The 23,976-nt window shown below is 73.6% G+C and carries 23 protein-coding genes; 12 read left to right on the top strand and 11 right to left on the bottom strand.

What is annotated here, in order from left to right; translation table 11 throughout:
- Window positions 1-33: 33 nt before the first annotated feature.
- The 8 genes from ABEA81_RS14180 to ABEA81_RS14145 form a co-directional block, all read right to left on the bottom strand.
- Window positions 34-681 carry an alkaline shock response membrane anchor protein AmaP gene (locus ABEA81_RS14180; RefSeq protein WP_345605495.1) on the bottom strand — a complete coding sequence of 216 codons (648 nt, stop codon included), beginning with the start codon at window positions 679-681 and terminating at the stop codon, window positions 34-36.
- A complete protein-coding gene (locus tag ABEA81_RS14175; protein ID WP_345605494.1) occupies window positions 678-1,217 on the bottom strand; it encodes a DUF6286 domain-containing protein in 540 nt (179 codons plus the stop codon). Before ABEA81_RS14175 ends, ABEA81_RS14180 begins: the two co-directional genes overlap by 4 nt.
- 31 nt (window positions 1,218-1,248) lie before the next feature.
- Window positions 1,249-1,620, bottom strand: a complete 372-nt coding sequence (locus tag ABEA81_RS14170) for an Asp23/Gls24 family envelope stress response protein (protein ID WP_345605493.1) — start codon at window positions 1,618-1,620, stop codon at window positions 1,249-1,251.
- The gene (locus tag ABEA81_RS14165) at window positions 1,617-1,796 is read right to left on the bottom strand and encodes a hypothetical protein (RefSeq protein WP_345605492.1); all 180 of its coding nucleotides are present in this window, start codon (window positions 1,794-1,796) and stop codon (window positions 1,617-1,619) included. The genes ABEA81_RS14170 and ABEA81_RS14165 overlap by 4 nt, the downstream gene beginning before the upstream one ends.
- A gap of 9 nt (window positions 1,797-1,805) precedes the next feature.
- Window positions 1,806-2,045: a hypothetical protein gene (locus tag ABEA81_RS14160; RefSeq protein ID WP_345605491.1), complete on the bottom strand. Its 240-nt coding sequence runs from the start codon at window positions 2,043-2,045 to the stop codon at window positions 1,806-1,808.
- Window positions 2,042-2,398 (bottom strand): Asp23/Gls24 family envelope stress response protein, encoded by a 357-nt coding sequence (locus ABEA81_RS14155; RefSeq protein WP_345605490.1) that lies wholly within the window; start codon window positions 2,396-2,398, stop codon window positions 2,042-2,044. The genes ABEA81_RS14160 and ABEA81_RS14155 overlap by 4 nt, the downstream gene beginning before the upstream one ends.
- A gap of 26 nt (window positions 2,399-2,424) precedes the next feature.
- Window positions 2,425-2,907 carry an Asp23/Gls24 family envelope stress response protein gene (locus tag ABEA81_RS14150; protein WP_345605489.1) on the bottom strand — a complete coding sequence of 161 codons (483 nt, stop codon included), beginning with the start codon at window positions 2,905-2,907 and terminating at the stop codon, window positions 2,425-2,427.
- 67 nt (window positions 2,908-2,974) lie between these two features.
- Window positions 2,975-3,700, bottom strand: coding sequence for a pyrimidine reductase family protein (locus tag ABEA81_RS14145; protein ID WP_345605676.1), 726 nt, complete (start codon window positions 3,698-3,700; stop codon window positions 2,975-2,977).
- 310 nt (window positions 3,701-4,010) lie between these two features.
- On the opposite strand from ABEA81_RS14145, the gene ABEA81_RS14140 reads away from it, so the two are divergent.
- Window positions 4,011-5,471, top strand: a complete 1,461-nt coding sequence (locus tag ABEA81_RS14140) for an FAD-dependent monooxygenase (RefSeq protein WP_345605488.1) — start codon at window positions 4,011-4,013, stop codon at window positions 5,469-5,471.
- A gap of 2 nt (window positions 5,472-5,473) precedes the next feature.
- Window positions 5,474-6,406 (top strand): PaaI family thioesterase, encoded by a 933-nt coding sequence (locus ABEA81_RS14135; RefSeq protein ID WP_345605487.1) that lies wholly within the window; start codon window positions 5,474-5,476, stop codon window positions 6,404-6,406.
- Between the two features lie 23 nt (window positions 6,407-6,429).
- On the opposite strand, the gene ABEA81_RS14130 is transcribed toward ABEA81_RS14135, so the two are convergent.
- Together ABEA81_RS14130 and ABEA81_RS14125 are read right to left on the bottom strand one after the other, a co-directional pair.
- On the bottom strand, window positions 6,430-9,345 hold the full coding sequence (locus ABEA81_RS14130) for an ATP-binding protein (protein WP_345605486.1): 2,916 nt from the start codon (window positions 9,343-9,345) through the stop codon (window positions 6,430-6,432).
- 172 nt (window positions 9,346-9,517) lie between these two features.
- Complete coding sequence (locus ABEA81_RS14125) at window positions 9,518-10,522, bottom strand: Gfo/Idh/MocA family protein (protein ID WP_345605485.1); 1,005 nt, start codon at window positions 10,520-10,522, stop codon at window positions 9,518-9,520.
- Window positions 10,523-10,719: 197 nt separating this feature from the next.
- Here ABEA81_RS14125 and ABEA81_RS14120 point away from each other — a divergent pair, with 197 nt between their 5' ends.
- From ABEA81_RS14120 to ABEA81_RS14075, 10 genes are all read left to right on the top strand, one after another.
- Entirely contained in the window at window positions 10,720-13,599 is a 2,880-nt protein-coding gene (locus ABEA81_RS14120; RefSeq protein WP_345605484.1) for an ATP-binding protein, read from the top strand.
- 49 nt (window positions 13,600-13,648) lie between these two features.
- The gene (locus ABEA81_RS14115; protein ID WP_425570557.1) at window positions 13,649-14,683 is read left to right on the top strand and encodes a FecCD family ABC transporter permease; all 1,035 of its coding nucleotides are present in this window, start codon (window positions 13,649-13,651) and stop codon (window positions 14,681-14,683) included.
- Window positions 14,683-15,771 (top strand): FecCD family ABC transporter permease, encoded by a 1,089-nt coding sequence (locus tag ABEA81_RS14110; RefSeq protein WP_345605483.1) that lies wholly within the window; start codon window positions 14,683-14,685, stop codon window positions 15,769-15,771. Before ABEA81_RS14115 ends, ABEA81_RS14110 begins: the two co-directional genes overlap by 1 nt.
- Window positions 15,768-16,613, top strand: coding sequence for an ABC transporter ATP-binding protein (locus ABEA81_RS14105; RefSeq protein WP_345605482.1), 846 nt, complete (start codon window positions 15,768-15,770; stop codon window positions 16,611-16,613). The genes ABEA81_RS14110 and ABEA81_RS14105 overlap by 4 nt, the downstream gene beginning before the upstream one ends.
- A gap of 64 nt (window positions 16,614-16,677) precedes the next feature.
- Window positions 16,678-17,448, top strand: a complete 771-nt coding sequence (locus ABEA81_RS14100; RefSeq protein ID WP_345605481.1) for a Uma2 family endonuclease — start codon at window positions 16,678-16,680, stop codon at window positions 17,446-17,448.
- A 157-nt stretch (window positions 17,449-17,605) separates the two neighbouring features.
- A complete protein-coding gene (locus ABEA81_RS14095; RefSeq protein ID WP_345605480.1) occupies window positions 17,606-18,235 on the top strand; it encodes a GntR family transcriptional regulator in 630 nt (209 codons plus the stop codon).
- An 84-nt stretch (window positions 18,236-18,319) separates the two neighbouring features.
- Window positions 18,320-19,648, top strand: a complete 1,329-nt coding sequence (locus ABEA81_RS14090) for an MFS transporter (protein ID WP_345605479.1) — start codon at window positions 18,320-18,322, stop codon at window positions 19,646-19,648.
- Entirely contained in the window at window positions 19,645-20,541 is an 897-nt protein-coding gene (locus ABEA81_RS14085) for a dihydrodipicolinate synthase family protein (RefSeq protein ID WP_345605478.1), read from the top strand. Before ABEA81_RS14090 ends, ABEA81_RS14085 begins: the two co-directional genes overlap by 4 nt.
- Window positions 20,538-21,674 carry a mandelate racemase/muconate lactonizing enzyme family protein gene (locus tag ABEA81_RS14080; protein ID WP_345605477.1) on the top strand — a complete coding sequence of 379 codons (1,137 nt, stop codon included), beginning with the start codon at window positions 20,538-20,540 and terminating at the stop codon, window positions 21,672-21,674. Before ABEA81_RS14085 ends, ABEA81_RS14080 begins: the two co-directional genes overlap by 4 nt.
- 15 nt (window positions 21,675-21,689) lie before the next feature.
- Window positions 21,690-22,535: a PPK2 family polyphosphate kinase gene (locus ABEA81_RS14075; RefSeq protein ID WP_345605475.1), complete on the top strand. Its 846-nt coding sequence runs from the start codon at window positions 21,690-21,692 to the stop codon at window positions 22,533-22,535.
- 280 nt (window positions 22,536-22,815) lie between these two features.
- Here the strand turns inward: ABEA81_RS14075 and ABEA81_RS14070 are convergent, their stop codons facing one another.
- Complete coding sequence (locus tag ABEA81_RS14070) at window positions 22,816-23,958, bottom strand: acyl-CoA dehydrogenase family protein (RefSeq protein ID WP_345605474.1); 1,143 nt, start codon at window positions 23,956-23,958, stop codon at window positions 22,816-22,818.
- Window positions 23,959-23,976: the final 18 nt, after the last annotated feature.

Here is a 23,976-nt window from a genome sequence, read left to right as displayed (position 1 = left end):
GTATGGGGGAGGTGAACGGACGGGTCCCGCTCCTCAGGCGACCCGGGGGCCGGGTTGCGGGTGATCGAGCTCCAACCGCACCGCCGCCGGGAGGTCGGCGAGCCCGAGGGAGGCACGGGCCGTGGCGAGCACCTCGGCGTCGAGCCGGGCGAGCACGTCGCGGACGTCCGCGTCGTCGGCGAGCCACAGCGTGACGCGCATGGCGGGCGCGGCCTCGGTGCCCACGAGGCGGGCCCTGGCCCGGCCGACCCCGGGCAGCGCGGCGGCCTGCGCGGCGACGGCCTCGGCCGCGGCCGCGGCGCTCACCACGATGGAGGTGTCCGGGCCGCCGTCGGGCCCGCCCGGGTCGATGACGAGGTCGGGGCGGCGTTCCGGGCGAAGGGCGTGCGCCGCCCAGACGAGCCCGAGCACGGCGAGCAGCAGACCGCCGACGATCGCGGCGAACCGGGCGACGAGCGGCTGCGTGCGCAGCGCGTCGACGATCATCGGGTCGAGGAGCGGGCGGCTCGCGCGGCCGGTGCCGAAGACCCCGTAGCACAGGAGCGCGACGAGGCAGCCTCCGGCGAGCAGGAGGAGCCCGACCACCACGGCGAGCGTGCGCTCGCCCACGGTCGAGCGCGCGATCGCGGCGGCCGCCCGGCGGCGCAGCGCGGTGGTCGTCCGCGGGTCCGGGCCGGTCATCGCGGTCCCTTCCGGTCCTGCACCGTCACCGTGACCCGGGGGCGGTGGTGCAGCGGTATCTCGTCGAGCAGGTTCTCCACGCGGGCACGGACGCCGTCGGCGAGCTCGGGGCCGGCGTCGTTCCACGCCTGGGCGGCCACCCACACCCGCCGCCGGGACGCCGTGACCGACGCGGCGGCGACGTCGTCCGCGGCGCGCACCCGGCGCCCGACGAGGCGCGCGAGCATCCGGGGCGACGTGGTGACGGTGATCTCGGGGGCCGGCCCGTCGACCGCGATGTCGTGGCGCCGGGCGAGCAGCCCGACGAGCACGAGCAGCAGCCCGAGGACGGCGGTGCCGATCGCGATGCCGGGCACCGGAGCGTCGGTCCATGCGGTCCGCGCGAGCGCCGCGTACCACTCCGGCCACGGCACCACGAGCCCGTCGCCGTCGTCGGGCCGCACCGACGCCGCGACGACCTCGAGGAGCACCAGCACCCCGACCAGCGCGACGGCAAGGCCCAGCAGCGGGGCGAGCACCCGCAGCAGCACGCGCACGACGTTCGTCCTTTCGCCGGGGTCCGGGACACTAGTGCAGCCGGGCCGCCGCGGGACGCGCCGAACGCAGGCCCGCGACCGTGACGGTCAGCGCGCGCACGCGGTGCCCCGCGATGTGCGCGAGCTCCTCGCCGACCGCGGCCCGTACGGCCGCGACGACGGTGCGCACGGGCGCCGGGTACTGGAGCGTGAGCTCCAGCCGGATGTCGACGGTGGGCGGGTCGCCGGACCCGGTGGTGACGCGCGCGCTCGCCCCGGCCTCGCCGATGTCGATGCCGGCGAGGCGCCGCTCGTGGCGGAGGGTGCCGGGCACCTGGTCGGCGGCGTGCTCGACGATCTTGCGCAGCACGGCGGGATGGATCTCCAACCGGCCACGCTCCTCGACGGCCGGGAGCGGGGTCACCGGTCGCGGCCCCGTCCGAGCAGGGCGTTGAGGTCGAGCTGGCCGTCGAGGGCGCGGCCGACGAGCAGCCCGATCGCGCCGAGGACCAGCACGATCAGGAAGGCGCCGAGGCCTCCGAACGCACCGGCCAGTCCGAGCGCGAGGCCGGCCAGCAGGCCGGTCTGGGTGGCATTCATCCGGTTCTCCTAAATGACTCTCTGGTTGCGCCTGCGGCGCCAGGTGCGGATCAGCGCCACCCCCACCCGCACCGGGAACGGCAGCGGCCCCACCACTTCGACGGGAGCGTCGAAGCGGGCGTCATCCGCCGGCCGGTCCGCGTCGCGGAACCGCGCGAGCCCGGCGGCGAACACCTCGGGGTCGCCACCGCGATCGGGGTGGTTCTCGCGGACGAATGCCCGGTAGGCGGCCCGCTCCTCCTCGGTCATCGCGGGCCACCCGGCAGCGCCGTGTCGTCCGGCGCCGTCTCGTCCAGCGCCGTCTCGTCGGGCAGGACGATATCGGCGATGGTGACGTCGACGGCCGCACCGCCGCAGAGCCGGGACACCTGGCTGCGCAGCGACCGCACCACCTCCGGGATCGGGCGGTCGGCGTGCACCACGACGGCGATCTCGACGGGTTCGTCGCCCTCGCCGATGCGGACGCCGACCAGCCTGCGCCCCGGCAGGTAGGTGGCCACCGAGCCGTAGATGCCGCCGTGCAGGCCGGCCACCGCGGGGTGCGCGGCCACGGCGGCGGCCACCCGCTCGGCCAGCGCGACCGGGTCGGGTGGGCTCGGCACGACGGTCATCCTGCTGGCGGGAGCGGTCACTCGACGCGCGCGGACTGCACGGGCGGCATCGCGTCCTCGTCGACGGCCATGGGCAGGTGGATGTCGTTGACGGCGATGTTCACCTCGATCACCTCGAGCCCGGTCATCCGCTCGACGGCGGTGATCACGTTGCGGCGCACGGCGCGGGCCAGCTCGACGATCGACGCGCCGTACTCGACGACGATGTCGAGGTCGATCGCGGCCTGCTTCTCGCCGACCTCGACCTGCACGCCGGTGATGTTGGCGGCGCCGGCGCCCCCGCCCGGGATGCGTTCGCGGAGCGCGCCGAAGGCCCGCGAGACGCCGCCGCCCATCGAGTGCACGCCCGAGATCTCCCGGGCGGCGATGCCGGCGATCTTCTGGACGACCGAGGCGGCGATCGTGGTCTTGCCCTGCGAGGTGTCGTCGGCGAGCCGGGCAGGCGACGAGACGGTGGTGGAGGGTGTCGTCGTCGTGGGAGTCGCGGTGCTCTCGCTCATGGGGCTGATCCTTCTCCTCTTGGGTTCGCCAGTGGGACGCGGATTCCCGAACCACCCTCCCGCGAAGTCACTCGATCGGTGTAGCGCGGATGTCGCGGCGATAGCGGAGCAGGAGGACACCATCCTCCTGCAGCACGTCGGCGAGCTCCAGCCGGTGCAGGTGCTCGCCGTCGGGGCCGGTGGCGATCCGGCCGGCGCGACCGCCGACGAGCAGCGGCGCCACCGTGAGGCACAGCTCGTCGACCGCGTCCGCCGCCACGAGCTCGCCGAGCAGGGTGGGCCCTCCCTCGCAGAGCACGCGGTGCAGGCCCCGGCGGCCGAGCTCGCCGAGCACGGCGTCCGGCGTGAGCCGGTCGAGCGCGACGACGTCGGCCCCCGCCGCGGTGAGCCGGTCCCGCCGCTCGGCCGGTGCCGCGGCGAGGGTGAGGACGATCGGTGGCACGCGGGTGTCGGTGAAGAGCCTGCCGGCCGGATCCAGCCGGGCCGAGCCGGTGACCACCGCGATCGGCGGCGGCGTGTCCCGGCCGGTGGTGGGCCTGCGGGCGCCGCGGTAGTCCTCCGCGCGGGCCGTGCCCGCCCCGACCAGGATCACGTCCGCGAGGCGGCGCAGCAGCCGGAAGACGCGCCGGTCGGCCGGCGAGCTCAGCCCCTCGGAGCGGCCTCCGGACGACACCGCACCGTCGGCGCTCGCCACGAAGCAGACGCGCACGAACGGAGCGCCGAGGTCCTCGGGGTAGGCGTAGCGGGCGGCGAGCTGCGCGTCGTCCAGGTCGCGATCTAGGGGCAGCAGCATGCGCACCGGGCCATCCCAGCACACGCGTGGGAACGTGGGCGCCCGAGACATTTCTCCGTGTCGTACTCGGCGGCTCCGAGCGCCGGTGTAAGGCTCTGGGCGCCCGTCACGTGGCAACGTGACCGATGCGCTGCTGGGTCCGGGGGACGCATCCTCGTCACGAGTCCGGCCGGAGCCGGCACCGGGGCATCTGCTGAGGGTCCGGTGCGTGGGCGCCGTCACCACCTGGCTCGGCGGACCCGCCGTCCTGCCGTGTGGCAACAGCCGACGGCCTACCGACGTTGGCAACATTCTCTCGAGGGGGGACGCCATGTCATCCACCGTCACCAACACCGACGTCCTGGTCGTGGGCGCGGGACCGACCGGGCTACTGCTCGCCGGGGATCTGGCCGAGGCGGGGCTGTCGGTCGTGCTCGTCGAGCGCCGCCGGCACGAGGTCAGCAACCTGTCCCGGGCGCTGGTCGTGCACGCCCGGGTGCTGGAGCAGTTCGACGCCCGCGGCATCGCCGACGAGGTCGTTGCAGGTGGCTACACCATCAGCCGGTTGGCGCTGTTCGAGTCGGCCCGGCTCAACCCCTCGCGGCTGCCCACCCGCTACCCGTTCATCCTGTTCACCCCGCAGTACGAGGTTGAGAAGGTGCTGGAGCGCCGGGCCCGCGAGGCCGGGGTCACCTTCGTGTACGAGACCAAGGTCGTCGCGGTGGAGCAGGACGCGGACGGCGTCACGGCCCGGACGGAGGACGAGGACGGGCAGCCGGGCGTCCCGTTGCGCGCGCCCTACCTGGTCGGCGCCGACGGGGTGCACAGCTCGGTCCGGCCCGCGATCGGCCAGCCCTTCCCCGGTGAGACGATCCTCAGCTCGCTGATCCTGGCCGACGTCCGGCTCGACCAGGCACCGGAGCGGCCGTTCATCGTCAACGCCGTCACGGACGGGTTCGTGCTGCTCACCGAGATGGGCGGCGGTCTGCATCGGGTGACCGGCTGGAACCGGCACCATCAGCTCCCCGACGACGCGCCGCTGGAGGCGGACGAGGTCCAGGAACTGCTCCGGATGAACTTCGGGACCGACTACGGCATCACCGAGATCCCGTGGATGTCCCGGTTCCACAGCGACGAGCGGCAGGCCCCGGCCTACCGCGTCGGGCGGGTGTTCCTCGCCGGTGACGCCGCGCACGTGCACTCCCCGGCGGGCGCCATGGGCATGAACACCGGCCTCCAGGACGCCGCCAACCTGAGCTGGAAGCTGGTGGCCGTGCTGCGCGATGGCGCCGACGAGCGGTTGCTGGACACCTACCAGACCGAACGGCACGCGGTCGGAAAGCTGGTGCTGCGGATGAGCGGGGCGCTGGTGCGGGCCGCCCTGCTACGCGGATTCGCCGCCCGGCAGCTGCGCCGCGCGGCCGGAACGGTCGTCAGCAACGTCCGTCCGCTGGCCGACGAGGCGGCGTCGATGATCACCGGGATCGGCATCGCCTACAAGGCCCCGCGCGGCGCGCACAAGCTGACCGGACGGCGCGCCCCCGACTTCGAACTGGCCGAGGGACGGCTGAACGTCCTCCAGCGCGGCGGCAGGTTCGTGCTGATCACACCGGCCGGTCAGGACGCGGACGTGCCCGGCCACGTGGCCAACGCGCACTGGACGGGCGACCGTCGCACCACGGCCCTCGTCCGTCCCGACGGCTACTTCGCCTGGGCGACCGACCGCCCCGACGCCGCGGGCCTCCGCGCCGCACTGGCCACCTGGGCGGGCACCGCGACCGCGGTGGCCTGAGGGTGCCGGGGTACGGCCACGACGTCACGCCTGTACGCCCTCGCGCTGTTGGTGACGATCACTGCCCGAGAACCATCGATGCCTGGAGACCACCGTTGAAAGCGATGGATGCACCGGTTGTCCCGCGGTCCGGCGAGCTCGACGGCAGCCCGTTCGTCCGAAGCCTGCGCATTCAGCGTTGCGACGATCGGAACGACCTCCGCCTCGACGCGTCGGGCCTCGGCGCCGGGGCCGGGCGCATCGGTGCGCTCGCTGCTGCCGCCGTGCTCGCTGCGCGATCGAGGATGGCGCAGTGGCAGCTGCACCACGGCATGGAGCGATCGCGCCCGGTGTCCGTTCAGATCGCCCTCTTCGGGCAACCGGCACGCACCGGAACGTTCCACCTGTCGACGGCGATGGCGCGCCGATCGGAGGGACGCGGGTTCTGCGACGTCCGCATCGCCGAGGGCGGCGGCAGGCGAGCCGGGCAGGCGACCGTGGTCCTGGCCGCCGGCCTTGGCGCGTCCTCGCGCGAAGCTGCCGACCTGCCCGGCCCGCCTGCACCCACTGCTGCTGGAGTCTGCTCGGCGGGGACCGATTCGCTCGCGACGCGGGGCATGGCGCTCGAGGCGGTCGGCAACGGCGCCGCGGTCGTGCTGATGCCGCCGATCGCGAACAACCTCGACGCCGACGGACGCGTTCACGAGGGGGCGGTTCTCGCGCTGATCGATGCCGCCGGTACGCATGCCATCTCCGCGGCGGCGACCGGACCGGTGAGCCGTACCGTCGCCGTCTCGCTGCACGCCAGTGTGCTGCGCCCCCTGTCGAACGGTGCGCTGTCGGCGTACTCCGTGGTGCGAGCGTGCGACGGACTGTCGGCCTGGTGTGACATCGAGGTCGTGGGCCTCGCTGATCGACAGCTGTACGGGATCGGAACGGTCGTCGCTCTGATCTGAGGCGACGGACGGTGGCGCGCTACCTAAACATCCCGGCTCAGCAGCCCGAGGCGGTGCGCGATCGCCGCGGCCTCGCCGCGGTTGGCCGCACCGAGCTTCGTCAGGACCCTCGACAGGTGCACGCTGACGGTCTTCGCCGAGATGAACAACTCCTGCCCGATCTGCCGGTTGGTCTGCCCCAGCGCGACTCGTTGCAGTACCGCCCTCTCCCGCGCGGTGAGACCCGTCGGTGTCGCCGGCGGCTCGACCGGCCGGTCCGCCACCTCGATCCGCGCCCGGTTCGCGAGTCTCTGCGCAGCGTCGAGCAGCGGCCGAGCCCGCAGCGACTCGGCTGTGGCGATCGCGCGCCGCAGCCGTTCGGCCGCGAGGCAGTGGTCCCGCTGCGCCACACAGCCCTCCGCCGACTCCACCAGAGCGAGCGCGATCCGGTGCGGCTGACCGGTCAGCTCCCACGCTGCCAGCTCTGCCTCGCGGGCCTCCCACCGGCCGGCCCGATCGGATGTCTCGGCGGCGAAGGAGGCCCGCCACGCGCGATCGGTGCGGGTGCGGCAGGAGAGGGCGCCCGCGGTCGCGTGCAGGACGGTCAGTGCGTTCTCGGGGACGGGCACCGCCGAGCGCCTCGCGAGGTCCGCGTGCTCGGCGAGGCGCAGCGCCCGCGCGCCTTGCACCATCAGCGGCCACGCCCGGGACGGAGCGAGATCGGCAGCGAACTCGCCGAGGGCCATGAGGACGCACGTGAGCGCGGAGTGCGGATTGCCCTCCAGCAGGTGCAGCTCCGACTCCCAAGCGGCTTGGGCGAATTGCTCCCCCGCCGCCTCGAAGCGGGACGGGAACAGGCTGCGCGTCTCACCGAGAACCGCGGTTGCCGCTTCGCGGTCTCCGCGCGCGACGAGGATGTGGCCGCGCACAGCCTGCACGGCCGCGAGGTAGGTGCGCGGCGGCCGAAGGTCGACCGCGTGCGCCAACACCTCCAGCGCCTCGTCCCAACTGCCGCGCGCCGTGAGCGCACCGGCGAGGTTGGTCGCCGCGCAGACACCGAGCGTGCGAGCGAGGCCGACCGTGCCGGCCTCCCGCACACCCCGGCGAGCCGCCGTGATCGATGCGTCGAGCTCACCGGCGGTCGCCAGTGAGGCGGACTGGTTGAGGTAGGTATGGACGACCAGCATCGGCAGGCGTTCGCGGCGCGCGATCTCGAGAGCGCGGTCCCACCCGCTGCGCGCAAGGTCGAGATCACCCTCCTCGGCCTCGAGCCCGGCCAGCGTGACGAGGGAGTTCGCCAGGCCGTACCCGTCGCCGACCTCGCCGGCAAGGGCCTCGGCCTGCAAGGCCACCTCGTAGGCCGAGGCGCGGTTGCCGCGCGCCCGCAAGCGGTAGGCGAGATAGCCGAGCAGCCGGCAGCGCAGCGTACTCGGTGGTTGTTCCGGCACCAGCTGCAGCGCGCGCTCGATGTCCGCAACGGCGCCGTCGATCCCGAGGTGGCGGCGGATGCGTGCCCGACGCTCCAGAACCAGCGCCGCGAGCCTGTGTGCCCCCACGGCCAGCGCAGCGTCGAGCGCCTCGTCGGCCAGCCGCAGCCCGGTCTCCGCCTCGCCGCTCTCGTGCGCGGCCTCGACCGCCTCCCGCAGTACAGCCGCCCGGCCGACACCGATGACCTCGTCGGGTCGCTGCACGCGCGACCACCCGGCGAGCACGCGCTCCAGCATGTGAAGCCGGTCGGAGTGCGCGAGCAGTCCACGGCTGTCGCGCGCGGCGCGCCAGGTGGCGCCCAGCGCAGCTGCCCACTCGGCGGCGGCCTCCCAGTGGCGAGCGGCCTCACTCGGCGCGTGCGCCAGCACGGGCGGGGCGAGCCCGGGGTCGGCCTCGATCAACGTGGCGAACTGGCGGTGCAGCCGATGCCGCTGCACCGGCAGGAGCAGCACATCGTAGATGGCCTCGGCGATCAGGTCGTGCCGGAACCGGTAGCCGTCGGCGGTCGCGACGAGCACACCTTCCCCCACGGCGGGACGCAGCGCCTCGTCGAGGGCCTCCTCCGACATCCCGGAGACCGCGGCGAGCAGCCGATGCCCCACCCCGGCCCCACCGACGGCCGCGACTCGCAGTGCATCCCGGGACAGCGGAGGGAGCCGCTCGACGGGCGCAAGGAGAAGGTCTCGTACCGGACCGTCGCCGAACCGCGCGTCGCCGTGGGTGCCCAGCAGCGCCTCGACGAACAGCGGGTTGCCCCCGCTGCGCCGGACCAGGTCGTCGAGCCGGTCCGCAGACGGCTCGTGCCCGAGGATGGCGGTCGCCTGCTGCGCGACAGCGGCGCGGTCGAGCGGATCCAACGGCAGCACGGTGACCTGCTCACGGCAGCCGAGGTCGGCGATGGGAGCCCGGAGCGGATGTCCGCGCGGAAGCTCGCGATGCGTCACGACGAACATGATCGGGCTGGCGTCGGAATTGTGGATCAAGTAGCTGAGCACGTCCCAGCTGGCGCGGTCGATCCAGTGTGCATCCTCGATGACGACGACCAGCGGCGCCTCTGCCGCGAGCTTCTCGAACAGCACGAGAACCGCATCCATGAGCCGGGCTCGCACACCCTCCCCGTCGGCGGGCGGCGTGCCGAGGCCGGGCATGAGGCGGGCCAGCTCGCCGGCCGCGCCGCCATGGCACATGGTGCGGATGCGGTCCATGCCGATCTTGCGCACGAGCGAGCGCAGCATCGAGACGAGGGGCCCGTAGGGAGCGGCCGGGACCAGGTCGAGGCAGCGCCCGACCAGCACCAGCGCGTCCGTTGCCGTGCCGCGGAACTCCGCGACGAGACGCGACTTCCCGATTCCGGCATCACCGGTCACGAAGAGGGCGGTCGGCTGAGCCTGCTCGGCCCTCGCGTACGCGGCGGCGACGGCGACGAGCTCGGCATTGCGGCCGACGAACCCGCCCGGGTTGCCACCGCTCATCGTCGCCCTCCACCAACAGGCGAGACGGTTCGCCCACCAGAATCTTGGACGCGGGCGCGACCTCGGCGCAAGCAGGCGACCGGCGCAGACAAATGTCCCGAATGCAGAGTCGGACAAGACGTTGCGCAAAAGTAGGTCCGGACATAACCCGCAAATTGGCGGTTGCCGAAGTTCAGGGCAGTTCGACGGGACCTTCGATCACGCGGATGCCGAGTTGGTCGGCGATCTGGTCCAGGATGTTCTGGACGGCCATGGTGTCGGCGAGCGGCATGGTCTCGCTCTGGGTGTGCCCGCCCGCGATGCGCTCGGTCACCTCGGCCAGCTCGTGGGTGTAGCCGGCGCCGGTGGGCGGGGCGTCGATGGTCTCGGGGTCGTGCCCGGCGCGGTGCAGCACGATCCGGCTGGGGTAGTGGAACCGGGGTGGAACCCGGATCCAGCCGGTCGTGCCCAGCACCCGCGCCTCTCCCGGGGCGGGGCTGCGGAGTGAGGCGAACAGCTGGGCCGAGCGGCCGTCCGGGTAGCGCAGCAGCACCGTCTCCTCCACGTCCACTCCGGACTCGTGCAGGACGCCGTGCGCGACGACCTCCTCCGGGGTGCCCAGGATCATCTGGGCGAACGAGACGGGGTAGACGCCGAGGTGGAACAGCAGGCCGTCGCCCCGCTCGGGGTGGTAGGTCTGGGTGGCCGGGTCCACTGGGTGGCGCAGCCCGAGGTCGGCGGTCACCGTGCACACGTCGCCGATCGCCCCGTCGGCCACCAGTTCGCGTAGCCGGACCGTGGCCGGGCAGAATCGGGTCCACATCGCCTCCATGGTGAAGCGGCCCGCGGCGCCTGCGGCCGCGACGACCTCCCGCGTCGCCGTCGGGCTCACCGTGAACGACTTCTCCACCAGCACGGCCTTGCCGGCACCCAGCGCGGCCAGCGCGAGCGCGCGGTGCGTGGGATGCGGGGTGGCCACGTACACCACGTCCACGTCCGGGTCGTCCATCAGCGCCCGGTAGGAGCCGTGCGCCGTCGGGACCCTCCCGTCATGGGCGTGCGCGGCGGCGAACGCCTCGGCCCGCTCGGCCGAGCGCGAGCCGACCGCGGTGAGTGCCGCGTCCGGCACGTGGGCGAGGTCCCGCAGCACCTTGTCGGCTACCGGCCCCGGCCCGGCCACACCCCACCGCACGGTCATGCCCCCGACCATCCCGCACCGCGCACGCCGGCTCATCGGGAAAGTGCCCAGATGGGTAGTGCCTCCTCCTTACGCACTCCCCACGCGAGGAACCGCAGCCCTCCTCTCCGAGCACGGGAGGCCCGACGGATGCCGCACTCGCCGGTAGCAGGACCGCACACCGACCCGTCGGTGCACGTTGGAGGATCATGCGCGGCATGAGTGCCGGAGCACCCCGAACCTTCGTCGGGCGCGCCGGACCGCTCACACAGCTGCACGAGGCCTGGGCGGCGGCGCAGAAGGGTGGACCGGTGACCGTGCTGGTCCGGGGTGAGGCCGGCATCGGCAAGAGCGCGCTCGTGCGCCGCTTCGTCGAGGAATCCGGTGTCACGCAGGTCTTCCGCGGCACCTGCCTGCAGCTGGCCGAGGACAGCGCCTCGTTCCTGCCGTTCGTGGCGATCATGCGCGACATCGTGCGCGGCCGCCCCGACGGGATCGCGTCGCTGGTCTCCGCACAGGCGCTCGGGCACCTGGCGTTCCTGCTACCCGATCTCGGCGAGACGCCGGGGTGGGACGACCACGCCCGGGTGCGGCTGCTCGAGTCGGTGCTCGCGCTGGTGGCGCGGCTGGCCGCGGACGCACCGGTGGTCCTCGTGGTCGAGGACGTCCACTGGGCCGACCCGTCCACGGCCGACCTGCTGGCACACCTCGTCGCGAACCTGCCCGCCGGTCCGGTGCTGCTCGTGCTCACCGCGCGTCCGCCGCTGCCGAACCAGCGCACCGCGGCGCTGCCGGCCGATCTCGCCGGCGCGCCGGATGTCGTGACCGTCGACCTGGAGCCGCTCGATCCCATCGAGACGCAGGACCTCGCGGCGGCCCGCGGCGAGCGCGACCCCGGCCGGGTGGGCGCCGTGCACGCCCGCAGCGGCGGCAACCCGCTTCACGCCCACGCACTGCTGGACAGCGGCGGCCGCGGGGACGCCGAGCACCTGCTCAAGCAGCTCGCCGTGCCGGTCGAGGGACTGCCCGCCGCGGCCCGCCGGCTGGTGCACGTCCTCGCGGTGGCGGGGCACCCCGTCCGGCAGCCGCTGCTCACAACCGTTTCGGGGCTTTCGGGTGCCGCGCTCGACGCGGCCGCGGCCCACGCAGCGGGCATCATCGACATCGGCCCTCCGGACGCGGGCGGCGCCGAATATCGATTCCGGCACCCACTCGTCCAGGAGGCGGTCTACCGGCTGCACGTGCTGCCCGGCGAGCGGACCCGGCTGCACGCGCGCTTCGCCGAGGCGATCGAGGCCGATCCTGCCCTCTCCCCGCCCATCGCGTGCTACGCGCCGAGCGAGACGGCCCGGCACTGGCTCGCCGCGGGAGAGCCGGCGCGCGCGGCGGCGGCGACCTGGCGCTCGGCGCAGGACGGGCGCGATCTGCTCAGCCACGCGGAGCAGCGGCTGGCCGAGCTGCGCCGGCTCATCACGCTGTGGCCCCGGATACCCGACGCCGAGCGGGTCGTCGGCGTGCCGTGGCCCCAGGTGCTGCTCGCGGCCGTGGAGGCCGCCGACGACAGCGGCGAACCCGACCTCGGGATGGAGCTGGCCGCGCAGGCACTGGCGGAAGCCCGGCGAAGGGGTGCGGCGGAGGTCGCGGGTGCCGTGCGGCTGCGACAGGCCGCGATGCGGCGCGGACTGGGGTTGCCGGGTGTGCGTGACGACCTGCGGGTCGGAGTGGAGCAGGCACCGGTCTCGGGAGCGCTGCGTTCCCGGCTGCTCGCCGCGGTCGCGCGTGAGCACGCGATCGACGGCGAATGGGCGCGTGCCGCGGAGACCGCCGCGCTCGCCGAACGGCTGGCTGCCGATGCGGGCGACGCCCGCGCGGTGGCTGCGGCAGCCGTCGTCCGGGCCGGCGTGGCGACGGACCCGGTCCGGGCGGCTCCGCTGCGTGCCCGCGCCGCCGCGCTGGCCGTCGAGGCCCGTGCCCCTGACCTGGCCGTGCTCGTCACCGTGGACGAGGCGGTGCTGCTGCGGAGGGTGGACCGCGTTGCCGACGCCGTTGAGGCGGCCCGCACCGCCCTCGAAGCCGCGAACAACGCCGGGGTCGGTCGCAGCGTCGGCGCCCGGATCGGGGCGTTGCTCGCCGCAGGACTGGTCGACCTCGGGCAGTGGGACGATGCGCTCGACGTGCTCGAACCGTTCCAGCGGCTCGGGCACGGCCGGGTCGACGGCTGGTTGCTCGCGGCACCCCGGACACACGCTCTGGCTGCTCGCGGACAGCTCGCCGGACCGGCGTACGAGGACGTGCCGGCCGCTGGGCCGGCGCCGGGCCTACCCGCCGACGTCCCGGAGGCGCTCGCTGCCCGGGACCGGCTGCCCCTGCTCCACGCCGTCGCCACCGCCCACCTCGCGCGTGGCCGGGTGGCCGAGGCCGCCGCCGCGCTGCGCCCGGCGTTCGTGCCGGTCGTGCTCGCCGCCGCCCCGGAGTACGCATGGCCGCTCCTTGCGCTGGCTGCTGAGCTGGTCGCGCTGCGGCGTGGGCGCCGCCCGGAACCGGACGACGAGCCGGCCGTGCGGCGCGCGCTCGCCGAGTTGCCGGTACTGGGCACGGTGCAGCGTGCCCACCGGGCTACCGCGCTGCGCGCCCTCACCGAGAGAGCCGATGCCGGCACAGCCCGCGAGGCGGAGCTCGCCGCTTGGGAGGACTCCCCGCTCCCGTTGCCGCTGGGATGGGCCCTGCTGCGCGCTGGGGAGGCCGCCCTGGTGCGCAGGGACCGGGCCGTGGCCGCCGAGCGGCTCGCCCGTGCCGGGGAGATCGCCACCGAACTCGGCGCCGCACCGCTCGCGGAAGCGGTCGGCGCCGCCGTCCGGCGCGGACGGCTGCCCGTCGAGGCGGCACCGGCCGCGACCGCAACCCCCCTGGCCGGGCTGACCGCCCGCGAGCAGGACGTGCTGCGCCTGCTCGCCGAAGGGTTGACCAACCGCCAGATCGCCGCCCGGTTGTTCCTGTCGCCGAAGACGGCGAGTGCGCACGTCTCCCGCATCCTGCTCAAGCTCGACGCCGCCACCCGCGGCGAGGCCGCCGCCATCGCCCGCCGCCTGGGGCTGTGACAGGTCTCGCTAGGGGATGAAGGCCAGCCTCACCTATGGTGGGTCCGTGTTGACGACGCCCGCCGCCCCCGCGCCCGCGGTCGGGGGGATGCGCAGGCGCCGCATCGCGGGGCTCGTGGTCCTCGCGGTCGTCCTGGTGGCGGCCTGCCTCGCGAGCATCGCCGTCGGGGCCAAGGCGATCCCGCTGGACGGGGTGTTCCACGCCCTGTTCACCCCCGCCGGCACCGAGGACGACATCGTCGTGCGCTCCCTGCGGATGCCCCGCACGCTGCTCGGCGTGCTCGCGGGTGGTGCGCTCGGCCTCGCCGGGGCGCTGATCCAGGGTCACACCCGCAACCCGCTCGCCGACCCGGGGCTGCTCGGCGTGAACAACGGGGCGGCGTTCTTCGTGGTCATCGGGATCTACGCGTTCGGCGTCACGAACCTCTACGGGTACGTCTGGTTCGCCTTCGCCGGTGCGCTCGCCGCGAGCGTGGCGGTGTTCGTGCTCGGGTCGGTCTCCCGCGGCGGGCCCACCCCGGTCACGCTGGCGCTCGCCGGGGCCGCGGTGTCGGCGCTGCTCGCCGCCCTCACGTCGGCCGTGATCCTCATGGACGTCCAGACCCTCGACGCCTACCGCTTCTGGGCCGTGGGCTCGCTCGCGGGCCGGGAGGTCGAGATCGCCGGGCAGGTGCAGTGGTTCCTGCTCGCGGGCGCGCTCATCGGGTTCGCGAGCGCCCCCGCGCTCAACGCGCTGTCGCTCGGTGACGACGTCGCCCGCTCGCTCGGGCACTCCGTGCGGCGCACCCGCACGATGGGCGTCGTCGCGATCACCCTGCTGGCCGGGTCGGCCACGGCCGCGTGCGGGCCGATCGCGTTCGTCGGGCTCGTCGTCCCGCACATCGTCCGGTCGTTCACCGGGCCGGACTACCGCTGGCTGCTGCCCGCCTCGGCGCTCGCCGGGTCCGCGCTGCTGCTCGTCGCCGACGTGCTCGGCCGCGTGGTGGTGCGCCCGGGCGAGCTGCAGGTCGGGATCGTGCTGGCGCTGATCGGCGGCCCGTTCTTCGTCTGGCTCGTGCGCCGCCGCAAGATGGTGGCCATCTGATGGCGGTACTGGAGCGGACGCCCGCCCGGGTGCCGGGGCGCCCGGCGCTGCGGCTGCGCGGCGTGTCGATCGTGTGGCGGCCCCGCTACGTGATCGTGCTGGCGCTCGGCATCGCCGCACTCGTACTCGGCATGGCGGCGAACATCGGCCGTGGCGAGTACCCGATCAGCGTCCCCGACGTGCTCGCGGTGCTCCTGGGCGGGGGCGACTCCGGGCAGCGCTTCATCATCCTGGAGCTGCGGCTGCCCCGCTCCCTCACCGGCGCTCTCGTCGGTGCGGCGCTCGCCGTGGCCGGGGCGATCACGCAGTCGATCGCGCGCAACCCGCTCGCCAGCCCCGACATGATCGGTCTCACCGCGGGCGCCAGCGCCGCCGCGGTCTTCGTGATCGTGCTGGGGGGCGGTTTCGGGGCCGTGGGCGGGTTCCTCGCGGCGGCAGGCCTCCCGATGGCCGCCCTGATCGGCGGCCTGCTGACCGCGTTCCTGATCTACGGGCTGGCCTGGCGGCGCGGCGTGCGCGGGTTCCGGCTCGTGCTGGTCGGCATCGGGTTGCAGGCGATGCTGCTGGCCGTCGTGCACTGGCTGCTCGTCGTGGCCGAGGTGTTCGAGGCGGCCCGGGCCTACGTCTGGCTCAACGGCAGCCTCAACGCGCGCGGCTGGGAGCACGTCGTGCCCGTGTCGATCGCGCTCGCCGTGCTGCTGCCTGCCGCGTTCCTGCTGGCGCACGTCCTCGGGGCCCTGCAGTACGGCGACGACACCGCCCGCGGCCTGGGCGTCCCGGTCGACCGGGCACGTTCCCTGCTGCTCCTCGTCGCCGTCGGGCTGGCGTCGGTGGCCACGGCGAGCGCCGGGCCGATCGCGTTCGTGGCGCTCGTGGCACCGCAGATCGCCCAGCGCCTCGTGGGCGGCGCGCGCCCGCCGATCGGGATGTCGCTCGTCGTCGGCGCGGCGCTCACGGTGATCTCGGACGTCGTCGCGCGCACGGCGTTCGGTGCCACCGAGCTGCCGGTCGGCATCGTCACCGCCGTCCTCGGCGCGCCCTACCTGCTCTACCTGCTCGCCCGTTACGGCCGGGAGGCCCGTGCATGACGCCCCTCACCCAGACCGACAAGTCCGCCGCCGTCGCCGTCACCTCCGCCGTCCGGCTGCGGGCCGAGCACGTCCGGCTGGCCTACGGCGACCGCACGGTCGTGGAGGGGCTCGACCTCGACGTCGTCGCCGGCACGATCACCGCCGTGATCGGCCCCAACGGGTGCGGCAAGTCCACCCTCCTGCGGGCGCTCGGGCGGTTGCTCCGGCCGACCGGGGGCCAGGTCCTGCTCGACGGCAGGCGCATCGACAAGATGCCCACCCGCGAGGTCGCCAAGATCCTCGGCCTGCTGCCGCAGGCGCCCACCGCGCCGGAGGGGCTCACCGTGGCCGACCTCGTGGCGCGCGGGCGGCACCCGCACCAGGCCTGGTACCGGCAGTGGTCGGCCGACGACGAGGAGGCCGTGGCCCAGGCCCTCGAGTGGACCGGCATCGCCGACCTCGCCGAGCGCCCCGTCGACGAGCTGTCCGGCGGCCAGCGGCAACGGGCGTGGATCTCGATGGCGCTCGCCCAGGGCACCGACCTGCTCCTGCTCGACGAGCCCACCACCTTCCTCGACCTCGCCCACCAGGTCGACGTGCTGGACCTGGTCCGGCGGCTCCACCAGGAGGCCGGCCGCACGGTCGTCATGGTGCTGCACGACCTCAACCTCGCGGCCCGCTACGCCGACCGCCTCGTCGCCATGCGGGACGGCCGGATCGTCGCCGCGGGCGAGCCCTCCGAGGTAGTCACCGAGTCGATGCTCGCCGAGGTGTTCGGGCTCGCCGCCCGGGTGATCCCCGATCCGGTCGCGGGCACCCCGCTGGTCGTGCCCATCGGCGGTCACGCTCCGTCGCACTGAGGTCCCCGGGTGTCACGTGTCACCATGTGACCTGCGCCGCGGGAACGAGCGAGAGGAGGCCACGGTGGACACCCAGTCGTTGTTCGACCACGAGGGCCCCTGGACCGAGGCCGCCTACCTCGCCCTGAAGCACGACGGCCGCGTCGAGGTGGTCGACGGCACGCTGCTCATCGGTCCGGGCCCACATCCGCGCCGGCTCCGGGCGATCGAGCGCCTGCGGGAGGCCGTGGCCGCGGCGCTCCCGGACGGGCTGGTCGTGCGTGGCCCCGTGCCGCTGCGCCTGGGCCCGGACTGCGTGCTCGTGCCGGACCTGGTCGTCACGGCGGCACCGTCGGCGGACGACGCGGGCGGTGCCGACGGCGGCGGTGCGGAGCAGGCCGGCGAGGAGGCAGGCGCGGGGGGAGCCGCCGAGAACGCGGACACCGCCGTCCTCGAGACCACTGTTCTCGAGGCGGCCGTCCTCGACGCCGCCGCGGCCCTGATGGTGATCGAGGTCGTCGGCTGCGACCACGGCGCCACCGACCGGAGCTTCAAGCTGCAGCTGTACTCCCGCAGCCGCATCCCGTACTCGGTGCTGGTCGACCACGACGGCCCGTTCGCGGTCGCCGACATGATCATCGGCGGTCGCTACCACGAGTACGCCAGGGCCGGCGGCGAGGAGACCCTGCTGATCGAGGAGCCGTTCCGGCTCGAGCTCGACCTCGCCGAGATCACCGCGCCGGAGCCCGGTCCACCCGCTCGGCCGGCGGAGGCATCGGCGGAGTCCCCGGCCGAGGCGGCGCCGACCCAGGCGTTCCCGGTGATCCCCACCGAGGGGCCGGGCGTCAAGGCCTGACACTCCCGCACCTCGTTCCGGCTGGTGCACCTCTTCGGTGGTCGCGCGGCCCGTCGAGGGGGCAGGTCCGCTGATGCGGGTGCGTGAGCGAGCCCCTTGACGGGTGATCCGCGTCGGCATACGGTCGCACATCGTATATGAGATATGAGGGGATTCCGTGCCGCTGACCGACACCGGGCTCCTGCCCTCGCGCACCGCGCGGGTGCTGGAGATCATTCGGAACGGGATCCTGAGCGGAGAGCTCGCTCCCGGGAGCGCGCTCGTCGAGCAGGAGCTCGCGACCCAGCTGGGCGTGTCCAAGACCCCCGTGCGCGAGGCGCTCAAGACCCTCGAAGGCACCGGGCTGGTGGCGATGGTCCCGTACCGCGGCGCCGCGGTGCGCGAGCTGACCCGCGCCGACGCCGATGCGATCTACGACCTGCGCCTGCTCCTGGAACCCGAGGCCGTGCAGCGCAGCGTGGCCGCCGGACTCGACCTGTCCGGCGCCGCCGAGTGCCTGCGCACGGCGCGCGCCGCCGCGGGCAACGCCGAGCGGAGCATGGCCAACCGCGAGTTCCACCGGCAGCTCTACGCCGGGTGCGGCAACTCGCTGCTCGTGGCGACGCTGGACGGGCTGCGCGACCGCACCGCCCTCGTCTCGGCGGCGTCCTGGGCAAAGAGCGCCACCTGGGAGGCCGAGGCCGATGAGCACGAGGCGATCCTCGCCGCCGCGGCGGCGGGCGACGCCGACACCGCCCGCAGGCTCACCGCCGAGCACGTGGCGGGCTTCCTGCACCGGCTTCCCTGATCGGGAAAGCAACAAAGGAGTGTGGCCCAGCCACCGCCAAGCGTCCAGGCCACACTCCCGAACCGTCACTCACGAGGAGCAACGATGCCCTACCCTAGCACGGCCAAGAGAATTCAAGATCCGTCCGCCGCGCGGCAGCGCAGCCACTTCCGGTGGACGATCGTGGCCTTTTCCGCGCTCGGCCTGACGATCGCCTATCTCGACAGATCCGCATTGAGCGTGGCATTGCCGTTCATGACCCGCGAGTTCGAGATCGATCCCACCGTGCAGGGTGTGGTGCTCTCGTCGTTCTTCTGGAGCTACGCGGTCTTCCAGGTGCCCTCCGGCTGGCTGCTCGACCGGTTCGGCCCGCGGGTCATCTACCCGGTGGCGGTCGGCTGGTGGTCGATCTGGACGGCGCTCACCGCGTTCGCGGGCGGCGTCGCGAGCCTGATCGTCTTCCGGATCGGCCTCGGGATCGGCGAGGCGCCGGTGCAGCCGGCCAACATCAAGGTCGTCTCCAAGTGGTTCCCGCGCAGCGAGCGGGCGTTCGCCTCCAGTCTGTTCGACATGGGGCAGCAGATCGGCGTGGCGCTCTCGGTGCCGGTGGTCACGATCCTCGCCGTCTCGGCAGGCTGGCGGGCCGTCTTCGTCGTCATCGGGGTGGTCGGCCTCCTGTGGATACTGGGCTGGCTGCGGATCTACCGCGCGCCGGAGCACCACCCGCGGGTCGGCGCCGCCGAGTTCGCTCACATTCGCTCCGACCAGGCCGAGATGGTGGGCGACGAGACCCCCCGCGAGGCCGGCAGCTGGCTGCCGCTGCTGCGCAACGGGCAGGTCTGGGCGCTGATGAGCGGTTACGTCTTCCGCTCGCTCGCCGGGGCCTTCTTCCTCACCTGGTACCCGAGCTACCTCCTCGACGAGCGCGGATTCTCGGAGGCCGACTTCGGAATGGTGGGCGCGATTCCGGCGGTCATCGGAATCGGGTCGACCGTTCTCGGTGGGATCGTGTCCGACCGCATGCTCGCGTCGGGGATCTCCACGAACATCGCGCGGAAGGTTCCGATCATCACGGGGCTCGGGATCAGCGCGTGCATCGCGTTCACACCTTTCGTCGAGAGCAACCTCGTCGTCATGGTCCTGCTGACGGTGAGCAGCGCCGCCCATTCGTTCGCGGGTGCGGCGATCCTCAGCCTGCCGGCGGAGGTGGCCCCGTCGCCGGACGTGGTGGGCTCGATCGCGGGCTTCCAGAACTTCGGCTCGCAGCTGGGCAACATCATCAGCCCGATCGCGATCGGCCTGTTCCTGACGTTCAGCGGCGGTTCCTACCTCGGGCCGCTCGTGTTCGCGGGCGCGAGCTGCATCATCAGCGCCCTGATCTATGGGCTGTGCGTCCGCATCAAACCCGTCCACACCTACGAGGAGACCAAGTGAGTCCCGCCGACCTGGTCGAGCGCCTGGCGACCGCCGTCGTCATCCCGGTCACGCCGTTCGCCGAGGACGACAGCGTCGACACGGGCTGCTACGCGAAGCTCGTCACCCGGTTGCTCGACGGCGGCATCACCGCCGTCACGCCCAACGGCAACACGGGTGAGTTCTACACGCTGACGCCGCACGAGCGGCAGCTCGTGCTCGAGACCTGCACCGGGGCGGCCGCCGAGCGGGCCGTCGTGGTGGCCGGGGTCGGGCTCGACGTGCACACCGCCGAGGCCGAGGCGCGTGCGGCGCGGGACGCGGGCGCGCACGCGATCATGATCCACCAGCCGGTGCACCCGTACCTGTCCCCGGCGGGCTGGGTGGACTACAACACCGCCGTTGCCGCGGCCGTCCCGGAGCTCGGGGTGCTGCCGTACCTGAAGAGCCGCGCGATCACCGGTCGGCACATCGCGGAGCTCGCCGACCGCGCGCCGAACGTGATCGGGCTGAAGTACTCGGTGGACGACCCGGTGCACTTCGCCGCCGTCCGCGCCGACGCCGGGGGCGACCGGCTGCTCTGGATCGCAGGCCTCGCCGAGCCGTATGCGCCGGCGTACTGGCAGGCGGGCGCTCGCGGGTTCACCTCCGGCCTGGCGAACGTCGCGCCGGGGGTGGCGCTCGACCTGCTCGCCGCCCTGCGGGCCGGGAGCGGGGTGCAGGAGGCCTGGCTGCGGCTGCGGCGCTTCGAGGAGCTGCGGGCCCGCGCCGGCGCGGCCGACAACGTCGCCGTCGTCAAGGAGGCGCTGCACCAGCGGGGGTTGTGCAGGCGCGACGTCCGCCCGCCCGGTCACGTGCTCGGACCGGACGCGGCCGCGGAGGTGGCCGCCGCGACCGCCGGGTGGCCGTCGTGAAGATCTGCCGCCTCGAGACGTTCATGCAGCGGGTCGGGGACCGCCCACGGCTACTCGTCAAGATCACCACCGACGACGGGATCTCCGGCTGGGCCGAGGCCTACAACCACGGCCCAGACCGCGCGCTCGTGCCGCTGCTGGAGTACCTGTTCGCGCAGGTCGAGGGGGTGGACGCGCGGCGGGTCTCCTACGTCAACCAGTACCTGCTGCAGTCCTCGCGCTTCCCGCCCGGAGCCCTCGGCCTCGCCGCGATCGCGGCGATCGACCACGCGCTGTGGGACATCGCGGGCAAGGCGGCGGGCCTGCCGGTGTACCAGCTGCTCGGCGGCGCGGTGCGCGACCGCGTGCGCGTGTACGCCGGGCTGTACTCCGCACCGGACGTCCCACAGCTGGCCGACCGGACCGCCGAGCTGAACGAGCGGTACGGCTTCACCGCGTTCAAGCTGAGCCCGTACCGCGGCGACATCCACGCCACCCGCTGGGGAACGGTCTGCCGCGAGATCGGCGACTACTTCGCGCAGGTCCGCGAGCGGCTGCCGGACGCGTGGGAGTTCGCCTTCGACGCGCACGCGTGCATCTGGGAGCCGGGGCAGGCGGTGCAGCTCGCGGCCGCCCTCGCTCCGAACGAACCGCTGTTCCTCGAGGAGCCGATCCGGCCCGAGCACGTGCCGGCGTGGGCCCGCATCCGCAGCGAGATGCGGGTGCCGCTCGCGACGGGGGAGTCGCTGTACACCCCGAACGAGTTCCTCGCGCTGCTCACGGCTCAGGGAGCGGACATCGTGCAGCCCGACATCTGCGTCGTCGGCGGGCTCACCCAGATGCGCAAGATCGCCGTGCTCGCCGAGGCGCACTACGTCGGGGTGGCCCCGCACAACCCGATGGGCCCACTGGCGACCGCCGCGAACCTGCACTTCGCGGCGGCGACCACCAACTTCGACATCCTGGAGTACAAGCCGGACGACACGAGCTGGTGCGTGGACCCGTACCTGCCGGTCGACGGGTACCTGCAGCTGCGCCCCGATCGACCGGGCTGGGGCGTCGAGATCGACGAGTCGGCGCTCGCCCACGACGACTACGTCCATTGGGAGCGGCGGGTGCCGAAACGTCCTGACGGCTCGACGGCCTACATGTGACCTAGGGTTCCCGGAATGGGGAAGACCGTGCGCGAGACGTTCCGGATGCCCGCCGACCTGGACCTCTCCGCCATCGACCCGAGGGGCCGGCCGGTCGGGCCGCGGGACAAGGCCGCGGCGGCCGCGGACATGACCGAGCTCGGTGAGCGCCTCGACCACCTGCAGGAGGCGCTCTACGCCGAGGCCACCGGTGGGAGCCCGCGCGCCGTCCTGCTCGTGTTGCAGGGGATGGACACGTCCGGCAAGGGCGGGGTGATCCGGCACGTCGGCGGCCTGGTCAACCCGCAGGGCCTGCAGATCGCCACGTTCAAGAAGCCCACGGACGAGGAGCTCGCACACGACTTCCTGTGGCGGGTGCGCCGCCAGGTGCCGGTGGCCGGCCGCATCGGCATCTTCGACCGCTCGCACTACGAGGACGTCCTCATCGCCCGCGTCGACTCCCTCGTGCCCGAGGACGTCTGGCGGCGCCGGTACACCGAGATCGCCCAGTTCGAGGCGGAGCTCGACGAGCAGGGCGTCACGATCGTGAAGTGCATGCTGCACATCTCGGCGAAGGAGCAGGCCGAGCGGCTCGTCGCGCGCCTGGACGACCCCGCGAAGCGCTGGAAGTACAACCCGGGCGACCTCGACGCCCGCGCGAAGTGGCCCGCCTACCAGGAGGCCTACGCCGAGGCCCTGCGGCGCACCGACACCTCCGCCGCACCGTGGTACGTGATCCCGTCGGACCGCAAGTGGTACCGCAACTGGGCCATCGCGGCACTGCTCGCCGAGACCCTCGCCGACCTCGACCCGCGGTTCCCCAAGCCGGACTTCGACGTCGATGCCGAACGGGCGAGGCTGGCGGCGAGCACGGTGCCGTGAGGCTCCTGGAGTAGGGCCTCCGGTGGCGCCGCCCATCGTGCAGGGTCGCCTCCGGTCAGCTTCGTGGGCAGGCTGGGGCCTGCCCGGTCGCTCGCACACCAACACCGGTGCCGACACACCAGCTGCAGTTCATGTGCGAGCGCCGAAGTTGGTGTGCAACACCCTGGTCGCGGCCGCCGAGTCTCCTCGCACACCAATGGTGGTGCCGACACACCAGCTGCAGCTCGTGTGTGGACGCCGAAGTTGGTGTGCCAGGCCGCCCGCTCGCGCGGGCCTACCGCTACCCCAACAGCTGCCGCCCGATGATCTCCTTCATGATCTCGTTCGTCCCGCCGAAGATCGCCTGGACGCGCGAGTCGACGAAGGCCTTCGCGATGGGGTACTCGAGCATGTAGCCGTAGCCGCCGTGCAGCTGCACGCAGCGGTCGACCACCCGCTTGAGCACGTCGCTCGCCCACCACTTGGCCTTGGCGGCGTCGGCCGCGTCCAGCCTGCCCGCCACGAGCTCGGTGATGCAGCGGTCGACGAAGGCCTGGGTGACGTCCACCTCGGTGGCGATCTCGGCCAGCTCGAAGCGGGTGTTCTGGAAGCTCGCCACCGGCCGGCCGAAGGCGGAGCGCTCCTTCGTGTAGTCCACGGTGACCGCGAGCGCCCTGGCCGCGCCCGCCGCGCAGCCGACCGCGATCGAGAGCCGCTCCTGCGCGAGGTTCTGCATCAGCGCGATCAGCCCGCCGCCGGGTTCGCCGAGCACGTTGGCGTCCGGCACGCGGACGTCGGTGAACGACAGCTCCGCGGTGTCCTGCGCCTTCAGCCCGACCTTGTTCAGGCGGCGGCCGCGTTCGAAGCCGGGCATCCCGCGCTCGACCACGAGCAGCGTGAAGCCGCGGCTGCCGGCGTCCGGGTCGGTGCGCGCCAAGACGATCACCAGGTCCGCCATGATCCCGTTGGTGATGAACGTCTTCGCGCCGTTCAGCACCCAGCCGTCGCCGTCGCGCCGCGCGTTCGTCCGGATGCCCTGCAGGTCGGAGCCGGTGCCGGGCTCGGTCATCGCGATCGCGGTGATGATCTCGCCCGAGCAGAACCCGGGCAGCCAGCGGCGCTTCTGCTCGTCGGTGGCCAGCCGGAGCAGGTAGGGCGCCACCACGTCGTTCTGCAGCGGGAAGCCGACGCCGCTCGCTCCGGCCCGGGTCAGCTCCTCGGTGACCACGGCGTTGTAGCGGAAGTCGGGCACCCCGCCGCCGCCGTACTCCTCGGGCACGTCGGTGCCCAGCAGCCCGGCCTTCCCCGCCGCGAGCCAGACGTCCCGGCTGACCTGGCCGTCGCGTTCCCACTGCTCGTGGAACGGCGTGATCTCCCTGGCGATGAAGGCCCGTGCCAGCTCGCGGAACGCGTCGTGTTCGGCGTCGAAGATGTCGCGCTGCATCGGCGGAGTCTCACATAC

Origin of the sequence: Pseudonocardia adelaidensis (assembly GCF_039543345.1) — a bacterium.
Taxonomy (GTDB): domain Bacteria; phylum Actinomycetota; class Actinomycetes; order Mycobacteriales; family Pseudonocardiaceae; genus Pseudonocardia; species Pseudonocardia adelaidensis.
This window is presented reverse-complemented; position numbering and strand designations above follow the sequence as displayed.